This is a genomic window from Duganella margarita, from assembly GCF_009857535.1.
In the GTDB taxonomy this organism is placed as follows: Bacteria; Pseudomonadota; Gammaproteobacteria; order Burkholderiales; family Burkholderiaceae_D; genus Rugamonas; species Rugamonas margarita.
On record NZ_WWCS01000029.1, the window covers coordinates 31,080 to 45,625 of the forward strand.

Genomic DNA, 14,546 nt, shown 5'->3' on the forward strand with positions numbered 1-14,546 from the left:
TCGTTATATGACTTCGCCGCTGATGCGGTGCGATTTTCCGCGGAACAGGGCGATGGTTCGGCCGTCCTGGTTGCTGACGTTGACGTCGTAGATGCCGGTCTTGCCGGCCAGCGTCTGTTCGGTGGCGCTGGCGGTGAGGACGTCGCCTTCGCGGCCCGGCGACAGGTAGTCGATGGTGCAGCCGGCGCCCACCGTGACGTGGTTATGGCTGTTGCAGGCAAAGGCGAAGGCGCTGTCGGCCAGCGTGAAGATAAAGCCGCCGTGGCAGGTGGCGTGGCCGTTCAGCATGTCGGCGCGCACTGGCATCGACATGCGTGCGTGGCCGGGGGCGATGGCGTCGAGCGTCATGCCGAGCGATTGCGAAGCGGGATCGCGCGCATACATCGCCGCGCCGACCGCTTCGGCCAGCGCTTGCGGGTCGATCGGCTTATTCATGGAAGCGCCCTCCGCTCACCTGCTTGCGGCGCAGCAGTGGCGAGACGCGGTAACGGTCCTCGCCGTAGCTGGTCGCCAAATTGGCCAGCACGCGCACGATGTGTTCAATGCCGATGGCGTCGGCCCAGGCCAGCGGGCCGCGCGGGTAGTTGACGCCTTTCTGCATCGCGATATCGGCAGCGGCGGCGCTGCACACGCCCTGGTTGACAGCGTCCGCCGCTTCGTTGGCCAGCATGGCGACGGTGCGCATGACGGCCATGCCGGGTACGTCGTCCAGCCGCGTGACGGTGAAGCCGGCGGCCTGCAACAGGCCGACCACGGCGTGGTAAGCGGCCGGCGAACACTGGTCGGCGCAGGCAATGGCGATGCGTTTGGCGCTGCCGTAGTCCAGTGCGAGGTCGAACAGCACGGTGTCCGGGTGATGGTTGTCGCTGGCGCGCTGGGTGGCGCTGCGGCCATCGGTCAGGTAGATGGCGGCGCCGTTGCAGTGGAAGGCTGGCGCGTCGTCATGCGCGCCGGCGGGACGAATCGTTTCCGGCGTCTTGCGGTGCGTGATGTCGACGCCGGCCGCGCGCAGGCGGGCCGCCAGCGCATCGACCACGGCGCCGCCCACCGCGTGCGCCGCGCCACCCTGCTCGATGGTGTAGCTGACGTATTCCGGCTTCGGCTGCGCCGCCTCGGACTGCGCTTGCGGCGCGGCTGCGTCGTCGCCATAGCGGTAGAAGCCACGCCCCGTTTTGCGGCCGAGGAAACCGGCGTTGACCATTTCCTGTTGCAGCACCGACGGCGTAAAGCGCGGATCGCCGAAGTAGGCGTTGAAGACCGATTGCGTCACCGAGAAGTTGACGTCATGCCCGATCAGATCCATCAACTCGAATGGCCCCATGCGGAAGCCGCCGGCTTCGCGCAGCACGGCGTCGATGGTGGCGGCATCGGCGGCCTGCTCATTCAGCAGACGCCAGCCCTCGGCGTAGAACGGCCGCGCCACGCGGTTAACGATGAAACCCGGCGTCGATCTGGCGTGCACCGGGTTCTTTCCCCAGGCGGCGGCGGTGTCGTACACGGTCTGCGCCACGCCGGCGTCGGTGGCCAGGCCGCTGACCACTTCGCACAACGCCATCAGCGGCACCGGATTAAAGAAGTGCATGCCCACCAGCCGCTCCGGCAGGCGCAACCCGGCCGCAATGGCGGTGACGGAAATGGAGGAGGTGTTGGTGGCCAGGATGCAGTCGTCGCCGACGATGGCCTCCAGTTGCGCGAACAAGGCGCGCTTGGCGTCGAGGTTTTCGACGATGGCTTCCACCACCAGGCCGGCGCCGGCCACCGCATCCAGCGTAACGGCGGCGTGCACGCGCGCGATGGCGGCGGCGCAGTCGATGGCGCTCATGCGCTCCCTGGCGACCAGTTTGTTTAGCGCGGCGGCGATATCGGAGATGGCCTTGGCCACCGCTGGCGGCCGCGTGTCGAACAAGTGCACCGTGTAGCCGGCTACCGCCGCCACCTGGGCGATGCCGGCGCCCATGGCGCCGCTGCCGATGACGGCGACCGCGCGTTCAGTATGCAGGGCCGCCATCTCAGCGCCCCTTGAATTGTGGCGCGCGCTTTTCCATGAAGGCGGCCACGCCTTCGCGGTAGTCGTCGCTGCGACCCAACTCGCTCATCATGCCGCACTCCAGCGCCAGCTGCTGTTGCAGGCTGTTTTGCGCGCTGGCGTATAGGGCCTGCTTGGTGAAGGCCAGTCCCTTGGTCGGCGCGCTGGCGAAGTGGCGCGCCATGGCCTGCACTTCGTCGGCAAAGGCGTCGTCGGGGATGGCTTTCCAGATCAGGCCCCAGGCTTCGGCTTTGTCGGCGGTCAGTTTTTCGCCCAGCATGGCCATGCCCATGGCGCGTGCGCTGCCCACCAGACGTGGCAGGAAGTAGGTGCCGCCGGTGTCGGGTATCAGGCCCAGTTTGCAGAATACTTCGACGAACGAGGCGGATTGGGTAGCCAGCACGATGTCGCAGGCCAGTGCGATGTTGGCGCCGGCGCCGGCGGCGACGCCGTTGATGGCGCCGATCACCGGCAGCGGCAGCGCGCGCAGTGACTGCACCAGCGGTGCATAGTTCTTTTCCACCGAGTCGCCCAGGTCGACCGGCCGCGCGTCGGCGGCGCCCGGCCCCACCGCGCGGTCGGACAAGTCCTGGCCGGCGCAGAAGCCGCGCCCCGCGCCGGTCAGCACCAGCACGCGCGCACTGCCGTCGGCGGCTGCGGCAGCGGTGCGCTTCAGCGCGTGGCGTACTTCGTCGTGCATGGCTTGCGTGAAGCTGTTCAGTTTATCCGGGCGGTTGAGCGTCAGCGTGGCGATGCCGTCGCTGATGTCGAACAGGATGTTCTGGTAGTCCATGGTGTCTCCGTTTTTATTCGGCCTGGTCGAAGTCGATGACGACTTTGGCGGTGGTGGGGAAGCTCTGGCAGCTGAGGACATAGCCGCGCGCGATTTCGTAGTCTTCCAGCGCGTAGTTGACGTCCATGTCGACTTTGCCTTCGATGACTTTGCAGCGGCAGGTCGAGCACACGCCGCCCTTGCACGAGTAGCGCATGTCGAGGCCTGCGCGCAGGCCGGCGTCCAGCAGCGATTCCTTGTCCTGCTCCATGGTGAAGCTGGCGGCGTTGCCGTCCATGATGACGGTGACTTCGGTGTGCTGGTGGGGGGCGGCGGCAGTTGCGGCGCGCGGCTGGTGCGCGTGTTTCGGGATGCTGGCGGCGAACAGTTCGATCTTGATCTGCGATTTCGGCATGCCTGCTTCCTGCAGCGCTTCGGAGACGCCGTGCATCATGTCTTCCGGGCCGCAGATGAAGGCGACGTCGATGTCTTCCGCGCGCACCCAGTATTTGAGGAACTGCGCGGCCTTTTCCTTGGTGATGCGGCCATTGAACAAGTCGATGTCCTGCTGCTCGCGGCTCATGACGTAGGCGATTTTCAGGCGCTCAAGGTAGGTATCCTTCAGGTCCGACAGTTCGTCCTTGAAGATCACCGACGACGAGGCGCGGTTGCCGTAGAAGAGCGTGAACCGGCTTTCCGGTTCGGTCGCCAGCGTGGTCTTGATGATCGACAGGATGGGCGTGATGCCGCTGCCGGCGGCGAAGGCCAGGTAGTGCTTTTTGTTGGCGGCGTCCAGCGGCACGTTGAAGTGGCCCGACGGCGGCATGACGTCGATGGTGTGGCCGACTTGCAGCGTGTCGTTGGCCCAGCTGGAGAACAGGCCGCCCTGGGTGCGCTTGATGGCCACGCGCAGCGCGCCGTCCTGCACGGCGGAGCAGATCGAGTAGGAGCGGCGCACGTCTTCGTCGCCGATCTGTGCGCGCAGGGTCAGGTGCTGGCCTTGCTGGTACTGGAAGCTGTGCGCCAGTTCGGCGGGCACGGCGAAGGTGACAGCGATGGTATCGCGCGTTTCGTTGCGCACGTGGGCGATGGTCAGCGGGTGGAATTTGCTCATGGCGGTCAGTGGCACTTGAAGTAGTCAAACGGTTCGCGGCAGTCCAGGCATTTGTAGAGCGCCTTGCAGGGCGTGGAGCCGAACTGGCTGGTGATGTCGGTGTGCTGAGAGCCGCAGTAAGGGCAGGCGACGATTGGTGCGGCCACGGCGCGGCGGGCGACGGCGGCGGCGGCGGTGCTGCGGCCGGCTGCGCTCCTGCTCCCCGCCCGCAGGCCGCTGATGTCGATCACCTGCTGCGCCGGCGGGGCGATGCCGTAGCCTTTCAGTGCAACCTTGCCGGCGTCGCTCATCCAGTCGGTGGTCCAGGCGGGCGAGATCTGATTGTGCAGGCGGACTTGCGCGATACCGTGCGCGTGCAGCGCGTCGGTGATGGCGTCGGCGATGACTTGCATGGCCGGGCAGCCGGAGTAGGTCGGCGTGATGGTGACGTCGCAGCCGCCGTCGGCCGCCACGCGCACGTCGCGCACGATGCCCAGGTCGACGATGCTGATGACCGGGATTTCGGGATCGGGTACTTCTGCGAGCCAGGTCCAGATTTGCTCAGCATGGGCCCCGGCTTTCGCCGGGGCGACGGTGGTGGCCGGGGTGACGGTGGTGGCCGGGCGGGCCGCGTCGGCGGCGCTGCGGACGGCGGGTGCTGCGGCGGCGATGGCGGTGGCGGCGGCTTTCATGGCTGGCTCGCGCTTACCACTCGGCGCCAGGATAAGCGCGTTGCAGGAACTGCATCTCGGCCAGGATGAAGCCCAGGTGCTCGCTGTGGCGGCCTTGCTTGCCGCCCTGCTGCATCCAGGCGTCGGCCGGCGGCATGGTCAGCGTGGCTTCGGCGAAAATCTCGGCCACATGCGCCAGCCATTGCGCGCGCAGTTCATTGGCGGCCGGCGCCACGCCGGCGGCCACCATGGCCTCGTCCACCGCGTCGTAGGCGAATACTTCGCCGCTGTACATCCACAGCGCGTCGACGGCGGCCTGGGTGCGGGCGTGGCTGACTTCCGTGCCGTCGCCCAGGCGCACGATCAAGTCGCCGCTGCGGCGCAGGTGGTAGGTCACTTCCTTCAGCGATTTTTCGGCGATGGCGGCGATGCGGGCATCGCTGCTGCGCGTCAGGCCTTCGATCAAGAAGTAATGCCAGGTGTCGAAGTAGAACTGCCGCACCAGCGTGTCGGCGTAATTGCCGTTCGGCTGCTCCAGCAGCAGGCAGTTCTTGAAGTCGTGGGCGTCGCGCAGGTAGGCCAGCTGGTCTTCGTCGCGGCCGGCGCCTTCTAGTTCGGCGGCGTACTGGTACCAGAGGCGCGTCTGGCCCAGCAGGTCGAGCGCGACGTTGGTCAGCGCCATGTCTTCCTCCAGCGCCGGGCCTTTGCCGCACCATTGCGACAGCTGCTGGCTGAGGATCAGCGCATTGTCGCCCAGGCGCAGCAGATAATTCACCTTGTTGTCCATGGCGGCGCCTTACAGGTTCTTGACTTCTTCCGGCATCGGGAAGAAGGTCGGGTGGCGGTACACCTTGCTGTTGGACGGCTCGAACAGCGCGCCCTTGTCGGCCGGGCTGCTGGCGACGATGTCGGCCGCGCGCACCACCCAGATGCTGACGCCTTCATTGCGCCGTGTGTAGACGTCGCGCGCGTTGTTGACCGCCATGGCGGCGTCCGGCGCGTGCAGGCTACCGACGTGTTTGTGCGCCAGCCCGTGCTGGCTGCGGATGAATACTTCCCACAGTGGCCATTCTTTGCTCATGCTTGTCTCCTCGTCGTTCCCGCGCAAGCGGGAATCCATGCTGATTGTCCGTCGCCCGCGTCGTATGGACTCCCGCCTACGCGGGAGTGACGTCAGGCGGCGGCGCGTTGTTTGTCGGCGTGGGCCACCAGCGCGTCGCGGAACCATTCGCCGTCGTCCCATGCCTTGACGCGGGTTTGCAGGCGTTCGCGGTTGCACGGTCCGTTGCCCTTGAGGACATTGTGGAATTCGCTCCAGTCGATGGCGCCGAATTCGTAGTGGCCGCTGGCGGCGTTGAATTTCAAATCGGGATCGGGCACCGTCAGGCCGAGGAATTCGGCTTGCGGCACGGTCTGGTCGACCATGCGCTGGCGCAGTTCGTCGTTGGAGAACAGCTTGATGCGCCATTGCGCCGACTGCGCGCTGTTGACCGATTCAGCGTCCGACGGCCCGAACATCATCAGCGACGGCCACCACCAGCGGTTCAGCGCGTCCTGCGCCATGGCTTTCTGCTCCGGCGTGCCGCGGCACAGCGCCAGCATGATGTCGTAGCCCTGGCGCGCATGGAACGATTCCTCCTTGCAGACGCGAATCATGGCGCGCGCGTACGGGCCGTACGAGCAGCGGCACAGCGGGATCTGGTTGATGATGGCCGAGCCGTCCACCAGCCAGCCGATGGCGCCCATGTCGGCCCAGTTCAGGGTCGGGTAGTTGAAGATGCTGGAGTATTTGGCCTTGCCGGAATGGAGCGCGGCGAGCAGCTCGTCGCGCGACACGCCCAGCGTTTCGGCGGCGCTGTACAGGTACAGGCCGTGACCGGCCTCGTCCTGGATCTTGGCCAGCAGGATCGATTTGCGCTTCAAGGTCGGCGCCCGCGTCACCCAGTTGCCCTCGGGCAGCTGGCCGACGATTTCCGAATGGGCGTGCTGAGAAATCTGCCGGATCAGCGTCTTGCGGTAGGCGTCCGGCATCCAGTCCTTGGCCTCGATCTTGACGCCGTCGTCGATGCGGGCCTGGAACGCCTGCTCGTCGGCGCTCATGTCGGCCGCCGTGCGAACTTGCTTGAGGCCGGTTTCTACCAGTTGTGCGTACATGGCTGTCTCCTGTTTCAATACATAATACGATACGTATTTTGATTTAGCTACAGTTTTCTTGTGTCATATTATTTTAATGCGTCGCGTTAATTTTGCGCGCGCGGCCAAGTAAACTATGGCTTCCATGGTCAGAATAGTAAGCCGCTTATGAATTGCAACGACTGGATAGCCGGATTCCTGGCCAGCGATCCGCCGCGCTCGAAGTCGCTGGTGGTGACGATTTTCGGCGACGCCATCGTGCCGCACGGCGGCATGGTCTGGCTGGGCAGCCTGATCGAGCTGCTGGCGCCGTTCGGCGTCAACGACCGCCTGCTGCGCACCGCGGTGTTCCGGCTGGCGCAGGAAGGCTGGCTGGGCGCCCAGCGCGACGGCCGCCGCGCCTCGTACGCCATCACGCCCGATGCGATGGCGCGCTTCGTGCACGCCTACCGCCGCATCTACGCGCCGCCCAATGTGCACTGGGACGGCAGCTGGACGCTGGTGCTCAACGGCGACGGCGCGCTCAACGCGGCCGAGCGGGCGGCGGTGCGCAAGGAGCTGCTGTGGGAAGGCTATAGCGTGATCGCGCCCGGCATCATGGGCCATCCGGCCGCCGACGGCCCGGCGCTCGACGAGCTGCTCAAGCGGCTGGGCGTGGCCGGCAAGCTGTTCGTGGTGCAGGGCAAGGCCATGCGCCAGGTCAGCGCCCGCCCGCTCAGCGATCTGGTGGCCGACGGCTGGGACGTGGCGGCGGTGGCCGGCGGCTACAGCAAGTTCATCGCCCAGTTCGAGCCGCTGCTGGCGGCGCTGCGCGCCAGCGCCGACGCCGCAGCCGGGGGGCCGCCGGACGCCGACGGCTGCGACCAGCCGCTGACGCCGGAACAAGCGTTCGTGGTGCGCACGCTGCTGATCCACGCCTACCGCCGGGTCCAGCTGCACGATCCGCAGCTGCCGGTCGAGCTGCTGCCGACGCCGTGGCCGGGTGCACTGGCCTACGAGCTGGCGCGCCAGATCTACCAGCAGGTCTACGTCGCCGCCGAGCAGCACGTCGACAGCGCGCTGCGCCGGGAAGACGCGGCCGCCCCGCGCGCCGAAGCCGCCTTCTTCGACCGCTTCGGCGGGCTGGCCTAGCGCGGTGCGGCCGCCACGGCGGGCGGAAATCCGGGCGCGGCGCGGCGCAAGCCTGTATCATGTCGGCGCCGCGCCACAAGCGTGAGCGACTCTTTTCATCGAATTCACCAGGATTCCTGCCATGCCTATCAAAATCAGCCAGCAGTTCGACGCCGGCGCCATCGAAGTGGTCCGCGCCGACGATCCGGCCGCCATCGACCTGAACATCCGCAAGGATTCCCACGCCGACATCGTGCAGTGGTTCTACTACCGCGTGCAGGGTGCGCAGGGGACGCCGCTGACGATGAACTTCCTGAACGCCGGCACGGCCGCCTATCCGGACGGCTGGAAAGACTACCAGGCCGTCGCCAGCTACGACCGCGACAGCTGGTTCCGCGTGCCGACCCGCTACGACGGCCAGACCATGACCATCGAGCACACGCCGGAATACGACAGCGTCTATTACGCCTATTTCGAGCCGTACTCGTGGGAACGCCACCTGGCGCTGCTGGACAACGCCCAGCTGTCGCCGCTGGTCAAGCTGGTCGACCTCGGCAACACGGTCGACGGCCGCGACCTGAACATGCTGGTGATCGGCGATCCGGACGCGCAGCAGAAGGTCTGGGTCATCGCCCGCCAGCACCCGGGCGAGACCATGGCCGAGTGGTTTGTCGAAGGGTTGGTTGAAGCGCTGCTGGACCCGGCCAATCCGTTCGGCCGCCAGTGCCTGAAGGAAGCCGTGTTCTACGTGGTGCCGAACATGAATCCGGACGGCTCGGTGCGCGGCAACCTGCGCACCAACGCGGCCGGCGCCAACCTCAATCGCGAATGGCTGAACCCGACCATGGAGCGCAGCCCGGAAGTGTTCCTGGTCAAGCAGAAGATGCACGAGATCGGCGTCGACCTGTGCCTCGACATCCATGGCGATGAAGGCCTGCCGTACGTGTTCGTGGCTGGCAGCGAGTCGTTGCCGACCTTCACCGCCGACCAGGCCGAAGCGCAGCAATACTTCATCGACAATTTCCTGATCGCCAGCCCGGACTTCCAGGACGAGTTCGGCTACGGCGAGACGCCGTACACGCCGGAAACGCTGACCATGGGCTCGCCGCACATCACGCACGCGTTCGGCTGCCTGTCGCTGACGCTGGAAATGCCGTTCAAGGACAACGCCAACGATCCGGACGCCGAGACCGGCTGGAACGGCGCGCGCAGCGCCGAGCTGGGCAAGGCCATCCTGCAGCCCGTGCTGCAATCGCTGCTGGCGCAGGCGCAGTAAGCCTCTTTCCTGCGGCGTCACAAAGCGGCCGCCGCAGGGAAAAATACACTGGACCTCAGACGGCGCATCCGCGCGCCGTGTTCGGAGGTCCATCATGTTCCCTTTTTCCCCTTTGCGGCGCGTCGCGCTGTGTTCGGCCTTGCTGCTGGCGTTGCTGCTGCCCGCGTGCAGCACGCCCTATCGTCCGCCGCAGGTGCCGCCGGCGGTGTTTCCCGGTTTGATCGATCTGGCCGCGCAGGCTGATGGCCATGAGGCCGATGTGCTGTTGGTGCACGGCATTTGCACCCATGACGCCAGCTGGGCCGGCGAGGTGGTGCCGCAGCTGGCGCGCGCGTTGGCCGACGCCACCACCGCACCCGGCACGCGCCGCGCCGCCGCTGCCACCGACGCCGTCGAGATCGTGCCATCCACCGTGTCCACGCCCGCCGGCCGGCTGCGCTTTGATGCGCTGATCTGGTCGCCGCTGACCAATGACCTCAAGCGCCAGCTGTGCTACGACCAGAGCGGCAAGTCGTCGCTGTGCGAGGGCGCGCCGCCCTATCCTTACACCCGCGCCCGCCTCAATGCACGCTTCAAGGACGGTCTGATCGACGATTGCCTGCCCGATGCGCTGATCTACCAGGGCGTGGCGCGCGACACCATTCAGCAGCGCATGCGCGAGGCGGTCTTGCAGGTGGTGTCGACGGCGCGAGCCGACGTGCCGCTGGTGGTGATCTCACATAGCATGGGCAGCAAGATTTTGTTCGATACGCTGTTGCGCATGACGGAGGAGCCGCCCGGTTCGACAGCGGCGCTGGTAGCGCAGCAGGCGGTGGACCGCATGCGCTTTCTGGTGATGGCGGCCAATCAGATTCCGCTACTGTCGCTGGCCGATCAGCCTTTGGCCAAGGCCGGCATTGCGGCTGCGGCGCCGCCCGATAGTCTGCAATTGTTGTTGCGCAAGCGGCAGGCCGGCCAGCGCCGCGCGCTCGATCGCCACCTGACGCTGGTGGCTTTCACCGATCCGAATGATCTGCTGTCGTACACGCTGGACGAAGAGAAGTACGCGCAGGATGGCATCACCGTCTACAACATCCTCGTCTCCAACGCGCCCACATTGCTGGGCCTGCTGGAGCGCCCCGATACCGCCCATCTGGAGTATCTGAGCAACCCGGACGTCGGCCGCCTCATTGCCTGCGGCCAGCCAATCAGCAAGCTATGTATCTGAGTATATACATAGGGTTTGTCCTCTCCACCCCTTGCCTGATTTTGTCTGAAATAGTCTGAAAAATGCCTGAAATTTCACGTGCCAACGTAGGAACTTCCCTCTGAAAGAGGCGGTCTAACAGTTACAAACGCAGACAATCGTCAGACCATTCCAGACAAAATCAGGCACGCCATGGACACTACACACCCTGTGTATATAGAGCTCTACTACCAGATGCGCAAACGCGAAGACTTGCGTTCGCGGGAAGAAATCACGCTGATCGCGCTGAAGGAATGGATGACGCGAGAATACGGCCAGCCGACCGATCGCGGCTACCAATGGAAAGACCTGTTCCTGCCGCACGGCACGCGCCTGCGCATCACGCACCGCAGGCTATGCTATTTCGCCCAGGTGGAAAGCGACCTGCTGATGGCCGACGGAAAAATCACCACACCCAACGCCTGGGCCGCCGAGGTCTGCGGCATGGTGCGCAATGCCTGGCGCGACATCTACATTCGCCGCAACTACCGCGAACCGTGGACGCGCGCCCACGACTTGCGCGCTGGCGCCGAGCGCCGCCCCGGCGTCAACCGCCGGCGCCGCGCCCGCCGCAGTACCGATTAACCGCCCGCCACCACCATATTCTCGATCAGGATCGAGCCGGTCTGCTTGGTGCCGCGCACCAGCACATCGTTACCCACCGCAACGATCTGCGCCAGCATATCCTTCATATTGCCAGCGATGGTGATCTCCTCCACCGGATACTGGATCACGCCATTCTCCACCCAGTAACCGGCCGCGCCGCGCGAATAATCGCCGGTCACATAATTGGTGCCCGAGCCCATCAGCTCAGTGACCAGCAAGCCGGTGCCCATCTTGCGCAGCATGCCGGCAAAATCATCCGCCGGCTTGGTCAGCGACGACGTCAGCGACAGATTATGCGAACCGCCGGCATTGCCGGTGGTCTTCATGCCCAGCTTGCGCGCCGAATAGGTCGACAGGAAATAACCCTGCACCACGCCATCCTTGACCACATCGCGCTTGACGGTGCGCACGCCCTCTTCATCGAACGGCGCCGAACCGACCGCACCGATCACATGCGGATCTTCCTGAATCTGCACATGCTTCGGCAACACCTGCTTGCCCAGCGAATCGAGCAGGAAGGTCGACTTGCGATACAGCGCGCCGCCCGAGGTCGCCTGCACAAACGCCCCCAGCAGACCGGCCGCCAGCGGCGCCTCAAACAGCACCGGGCAAGTGCGCGTATCGATGGTGCGCGCATTCAGCCGCGCCAGCGCGCGCTCGGCCGCGTACCGGCCGATCGCCTCCGGCGTCGACATCTTGGACGCATCGCGCACCGACGAATACCAGTCGTCACGCTGCATGTGCTTGCCCTTGCCGGCAATCGGCGCCACCGACAGCGTGTGGCGCGAGAACGGATAACCGCCGATAAAGCCGCGCGAATTGGCCGCCACAAAATGCGACTGCTGCACGTGCACGCCGGCGCCTTCCGAATTGGTGATGCGCGGATCGACGGCAAACGCCGCCGCCTCGGCGCGCTGCGCCAGCGCCACCGCGTCGGCGGTCGCGATCTCCCACGGATAGAACAACTGCAGGTCGCGCGGCTGCATTTCCAGCTGGTCGTCATCGGCCAGCCCGGCGCAATCGTCATCGGCGGTAAACCGGGCGATGTTGTAAGCGGCTTCCACCGTCGCCTTCAGCGCCGCCGGCGAGAAATCCGAGGTCGACGCATTGCCGCGGCGCTGGCCGATAAACACGGTCACGCCCATGCCCTTGTCTTTATTCTGCTCGATGGTCTCGATCTGGCTCTTGCGCACCGACACCGACAGGCCGCTGCCTTCGCTGATTTCGACGGCGCAATCGGTGCCGCCCTGCGCTTTGGCATAGCCCAGCACATCGCGTGCGAGCTGCTTCAACTGGTCCTGGGTGTGGGTAAAATGGGTATCGCTCATGGGCTGTTTTCTTCGGGTGGCCGCTAAAACAGTTATCATAGCAGCCGTTTACAGTTTAAGGGCGCGGCCACGCGTCCGCACGAAAGTTGATATTATGGTAAATCCAAATCGCGGCGCGGTCGGCTTCAGCTCGACGGAATTCGAAGAAGAATACGAACGCCCCTCCAAATCCGAGGCCAAGCGCCAGTCCAACGCGCTGCAAAAGATGGGCGAAACCCTGGTCGAAGCCCCGCGCGACCGCGTCAAACGCGTGCCGATGCCGGAAGACGTGCTGGAAGCCATCCTGATGTGCCAGACCATCACCAACCACGAAGGCCGCCGCCGCCAGATGCAATTTGTCGGCAAAAAGATGCGCACGCTGGATGAAACCGAGATCGGCCTGATCCAGGCCGCCATCGACGGCTGGAAAGGCGCCTCCAAGGCCGAAACCTCGGCCATGCACGCGCTGGAACGCCGCCGCGACAAGCTGCTGACCGACGACAACGCGCTGACCTCGCTGCTGTCGGACCACCCGGAACTGGACGTGCAGCACCTGCGCACGCTGATCCGCAACGCCCGCAAGGAGCAGGCCGAGAACAAGCCGCCGAAAGCCTACCGCGAAATCTTCCAGATTCTCAAGCAGCTGGACGCCGCCAAGCGCAAGGCCGCCAAAGATGGTGACGACGGCGACGAAGACGACCACGAAGCCGATGACGAGTAATACCGCACCCGCCGCCGCCGATGCTGCGCTGGTGATCGGCCTGGTGTCGATCTCCGACCGCGCCAGCGGCGGCGTCTACCAGGACCAGGGCCTGCCGGCGCTGCAGGACTGGCTGGCGCGCGCGCTGACCACGCCGTTCCGCGTCGAAACCCGCCTGATCGCCGACGAGCAGCCGCAGATCGAGGCCACGCTGACCGACCTGGCCGATGCCGTGCGCTGCCACCTGATCCTGACCACCGGCGGCACCGGCCCGTCGCGGCGCGACGTCACGCCGGAAGCCACCAAGGCCGTCGGCACCAAGGAAATGCCGGGTTTCGGCGAACAGATGCGCCAGATCAGCCTGCACTTCGTGCCGACCGCCATCCTGTCGCGCCAGACCGCCGTGATCCGTGAAAGCGCCGGCCACGCGGCGCTGATCCTCAACCTGCCGGGCCAGCCGAAAGCCATCGCCGAGACGCTGGGCGGCCTGAAAGACGCCGACGGCGCCACGCTGGTGGGCGGCATCTTCGCCGCCGTGCCCTACTGCATCGACCTGATCGGCGGTCCGTACATGGAAACCGACCCGGCCGTGTGCAAGGCTTTCCGTCCCAAATCCGCCATTCGCCCTGCGCAAGGAACCGCCTCATGACCGCACTGCTGCACACCATCGAAAAAGAAACCGGCCCCAACCCGACCGTCGCCATCATCTGGATGCACGGCCTGGGCGCCGACGCCAACGACTTCGTGCCGATGCTGCAAGAACTCGACCTGGCCGGCCTGCCGGCTATCCGCTTCATCTTCCCCAACGCCGACACCATGCCCGTGACCGTCAACGGCGGCTACGTCATGCGCGCCTGGTACGACATCATCGCCACCGACCTCGGCCGCCAGGAAGACGAAGCCGGCCTGCGCGCCTCGCAAACCAAGGTCGAAGCCCTGATCGCGCGCGAAAACGCCCGCGGCATCCCGAACGAGCGCATCATCCTGGCCGGCTTCTCGCAAGGTTGCGCCATGACCCTGCAAACCGGCCTGCGCCAGAAAACCAGACTGGCCGGCCTGCTGTGCCTGTCCGGCTACGTGCCGATCGCGCCCAAAGCCGCCGCCGAGCACACCCCGGAAAGCCTGGCCACGCCGATCTTCCTGGTGCACGGCCGCATGGACCCGGTGATCCCGATCGCCCGCGCCACCGCCTCGCGCGACCTGCTGGTCGACTGGGGCTACCAGGTGGAATGGCACGAATACGCGATGCAGCACTCGCTGTGCCAGCAAGAAGTCGACGACATCAGCGCCTGGCTCAAACGCATCCTCTGAACTACGGCAGCGGCGGCGCATCGGACGGCGGCGCTGCCGTCTGCGCCACATTCATCACCATCGCCAGCAACGTGTAATAGCCGTTGATGCCCATCAGGTCCACCACGCCCTGCTCGCCGAACGCCGCCAGCGCCGCCGCGTAGGTGGCGTCATCGACCCGCTGCTGCCGGTGCAGCTGCATGCAAAAGTCATACACCAGCGCCTCATCCGCCAATAACCCGTCCGGCCGCTGGCGCGCCGCAATCGCCGCGATCACCGCCTCGCCGATGCCGTAATCGCGCGCGATCGGCGCATGGATCGCCCACTCCACCGGCTG

General features: G+C 65.9%; 17 protein-coding genes. 7 read left to right on the top strand and 10 right to left on the bottom strand.

From position 1 onward, the window contains the following. Nucleotides 1–3 precede the first annotated feature (3 nt). From paaI to paaA, 8 genes are all read right to left on the bottom strand, one after another. Nucleotides 4–435: a hydroxyphenylacetyl-CoA thioesterase PaaI gene (paaI, locus tag GTP55_RS26960; RefSeq protein ID WP_161047873.1), complete on the bottom strand. Its 432-nt coding sequence runs from the start codon at nucleotides 433–435 to the stop codon at nucleotides 4–6. Continuing rightward, nucleotides 428–2,008, bottom strand: a complete 1,581-nt coding sequence (paaH, locus tag GTP55_RS26965; protein WP_161047874.1) for a 3-hydroxyacyl-CoA dehydrogenase PaaH — start codon at nucleotides 2,006–2,008, stop codon at nucleotides 428–430. The genes paaI and paaH overlap by 8 nt, the downstream gene beginning before the upstream one ends. 1 nt (nucleotide 2,009) lies before the next feature. After that, a complete protein-coding gene (gene paaG / locus GTP55_RS26970) occupies nucleotides 2,010–2,819 on the bottom strand; it encodes a 2-(1,2-epoxy-1,2-dihydrophenyl)acetyl-CoA isomerase PaaG (RefSeq protein WP_161047875.1) in 810 nt (269 codons plus the stop codon). Between the two features lie 13 nt (nucleotides 2,820–2,832). Beyond that, entirely contained in the window at nucleotides 2,833–3,912 is a 1,080-nt protein-coding gene (gene paaE, locus GTP55_RS26975) for a 1,2-phenylacetyl-CoA epoxidase subunit PaaE (RefSeq protein ID WP_161047876.1), read from the bottom strand. Nucleotides 3,913–3,917: 5 nt separating this feature from the next. Then, nucleotides 3,918–4,583 carry a 1,2-phenylacetyl-CoA epoxidase subunit PaaD gene (gene paaD, locus GTP55_RS26980; protein ID WP_161047877.1) on the bottom strand — a complete coding sequence of 222 codons (666 nt, stop codon included), beginning with the start codon at nucleotides 4,581–4,583 and terminating at the stop codon, nucleotides 3,918–3,920. A 13-nt stretch (nucleotides 4,584–4,596) separates the two neighbouring features. Then, the gene (paaC, locus tag GTP55_RS26985; protein ID WP_161047878.1) at nucleotides 4,597–5,349 is read right to left on the bottom strand and encodes a 1,2-phenylacetyl-CoA epoxidase subunit PaaC; all 753 of its coding nucleotides are present in this window, start codon (nucleotides 5,347–5,349) and stop codon (nucleotides 4,597–4,599) included. Between the two features lie 9 nt (nucleotides 5,350–5,358). Further along, nucleotides 5,359–5,643 (bottom strand): 1,2-phenylacetyl-CoA epoxidase subunit PaaB, encoded by a 285-nt coding sequence (paaB, locus tag GTP55_RS26990; protein WP_110845238.1) that lies wholly within the window; start codon nucleotides 5,641–5,643, stop codon nucleotides 5,359–5,361. Between the two features lie 92 nt (nucleotides 5,644–5,735). Then, a complete protein-coding gene (paaA, locus tag GTP55_RS26995) occupies nucleotides 5,736–6,716 on the bottom strand; it encodes a 1,2-phenylacetyl-CoA epoxidase subunit PaaA (RefSeq protein WP_161047879.1) in 981 nt (326 codons plus the stop codon). A 147-nt stretch (nucleotides 6,717–6,863) separates the two neighbouring features. Between paaA and paaX the strand changes: the two genes are divergently transcribed. The 4 genes from paaX (at nucleotide 6,864) to GTP55_RS27015 (ending at nucleotide 10,891) form a co-directional block, all read left to right on the top strand. Beyond that, a complete protein-coding gene (paaX, locus tag GTP55_RS27000) occupies nucleotides 6,864–7,826 on the top strand; it encodes a phenylacetic acid degradation operon negative regulatory protein PaaX (RefSeq protein ID WP_161047880.1) in 963 nt (320 codons plus the stop codon). Between the two features lie 121 nt (nucleotides 7,827–7,947). After that, nucleotides 7,948–9,081 (top strand): M14 family metallopeptidase, encoded by a 1,134-nt coding sequence (locus GTP55_RS27005; RefSeq protein ID WP_161047881.1) that lies wholly within the window; start codon nucleotides 7,948–7,950, stop codon nucleotides 9,079–9,081. A gap of 94 nt (nucleotides 9,082–9,175) precedes the next feature. Beyond that, nucleotides 9,176–10,288: a hypothetical protein gene (locus GTP55_RS27010; protein ID WP_161047882.1), complete on the top strand. Its 1,113-nt coding sequence runs from the start codon at nucleotides 9,176–9,178 to the stop codon at nucleotides 10,286–10,288. 171 nt (nucleotides 10,289–10,459) lie between these two features. Beyond that, a complete protein-coding gene (locus GTP55_RS27015) occupies nucleotides 10,460–10,891 on the top strand; it encodes a hypothetical protein (protein WP_161047883.1) in 432 nt (143 codons plus the stop codon). Here the strand turns inward: GTP55_RS27015 and pmbA are convergent. Beyond that, nucleotides 10,888–12,240 (bottom strand): metalloprotease PmbA, encoded by a 1,353-nt coding sequence (gene pmbA, locus GTP55_RS27020; protein ID WP_161047884.1) that lies wholly within the window; start codon nucleotides 12,238–12,240, stop codon nucleotides 10,888–10,890. The genes GTP55_RS27015 and pmbA overlap by 4 nt on opposite strands. A gap of 94 nt (nucleotides 12,241–12,334) precedes the next feature. Between pmbA and yjgA the strand changes: the two genes are divergently transcribed. The 3 genes from yjgA to GTP55_RS27035 are packed head-to-tail and all read left to right on the top strand — an operon-like array spanning nucleotide 12,335 to nucleotide 14,230. After that, nucleotides 12,335–12,940: a ribosome biogenesis factor YjgA gene (yjgA, locus tag GTP55_RS27025; RefSeq protein ID WP_161047885.1), complete on the top strand. Its 606-nt coding sequence runs from the start codon at nucleotides 12,335–12,337 to the stop codon at nucleotides 12,938–12,940. After that, complete coding sequence (gene mog, locus GTP55_RS27030) at nucleotides 12,930–13,568, top strand: molybdopterin adenylyltransferase (protein WP_161047886.1); 639 nt, start codon at nucleotides 12,930–12,932, stop codon at nucleotides 13,566–13,568. Before yjgA ends, mog begins: the two co-directional genes overlap by 11 nt. Beyond that, the gene (locus GTP55_RS27035; protein WP_161047887.1) at nucleotides 13,565–14,230 is read left to right on the top strand and encodes an alpha/beta hydrolase; all 666 of its coding nucleotides are present in this window, start codon (nucleotides 13,565–13,567) and stop codon (nucleotides 14,228–14,230) included. The genes mog and GTP55_RS27035 overlap by 4 nt, the downstream gene beginning before the upstream one ends. Nucleotide 14,231: 1 nt before the next feature. On the opposite strand, the gene GTP55_RS27040 is transcribed toward GTP55_RS27035, so the two are convergent. Continuing rightward, nucleotides 14,232–14,546: carboxymuconolactone decarboxylase family protein (locus tag GTP55_RS27040; protein WP_503826666.1), on the bottom strand; the 315-nt coding region annotated here is incomplete at its 5' end.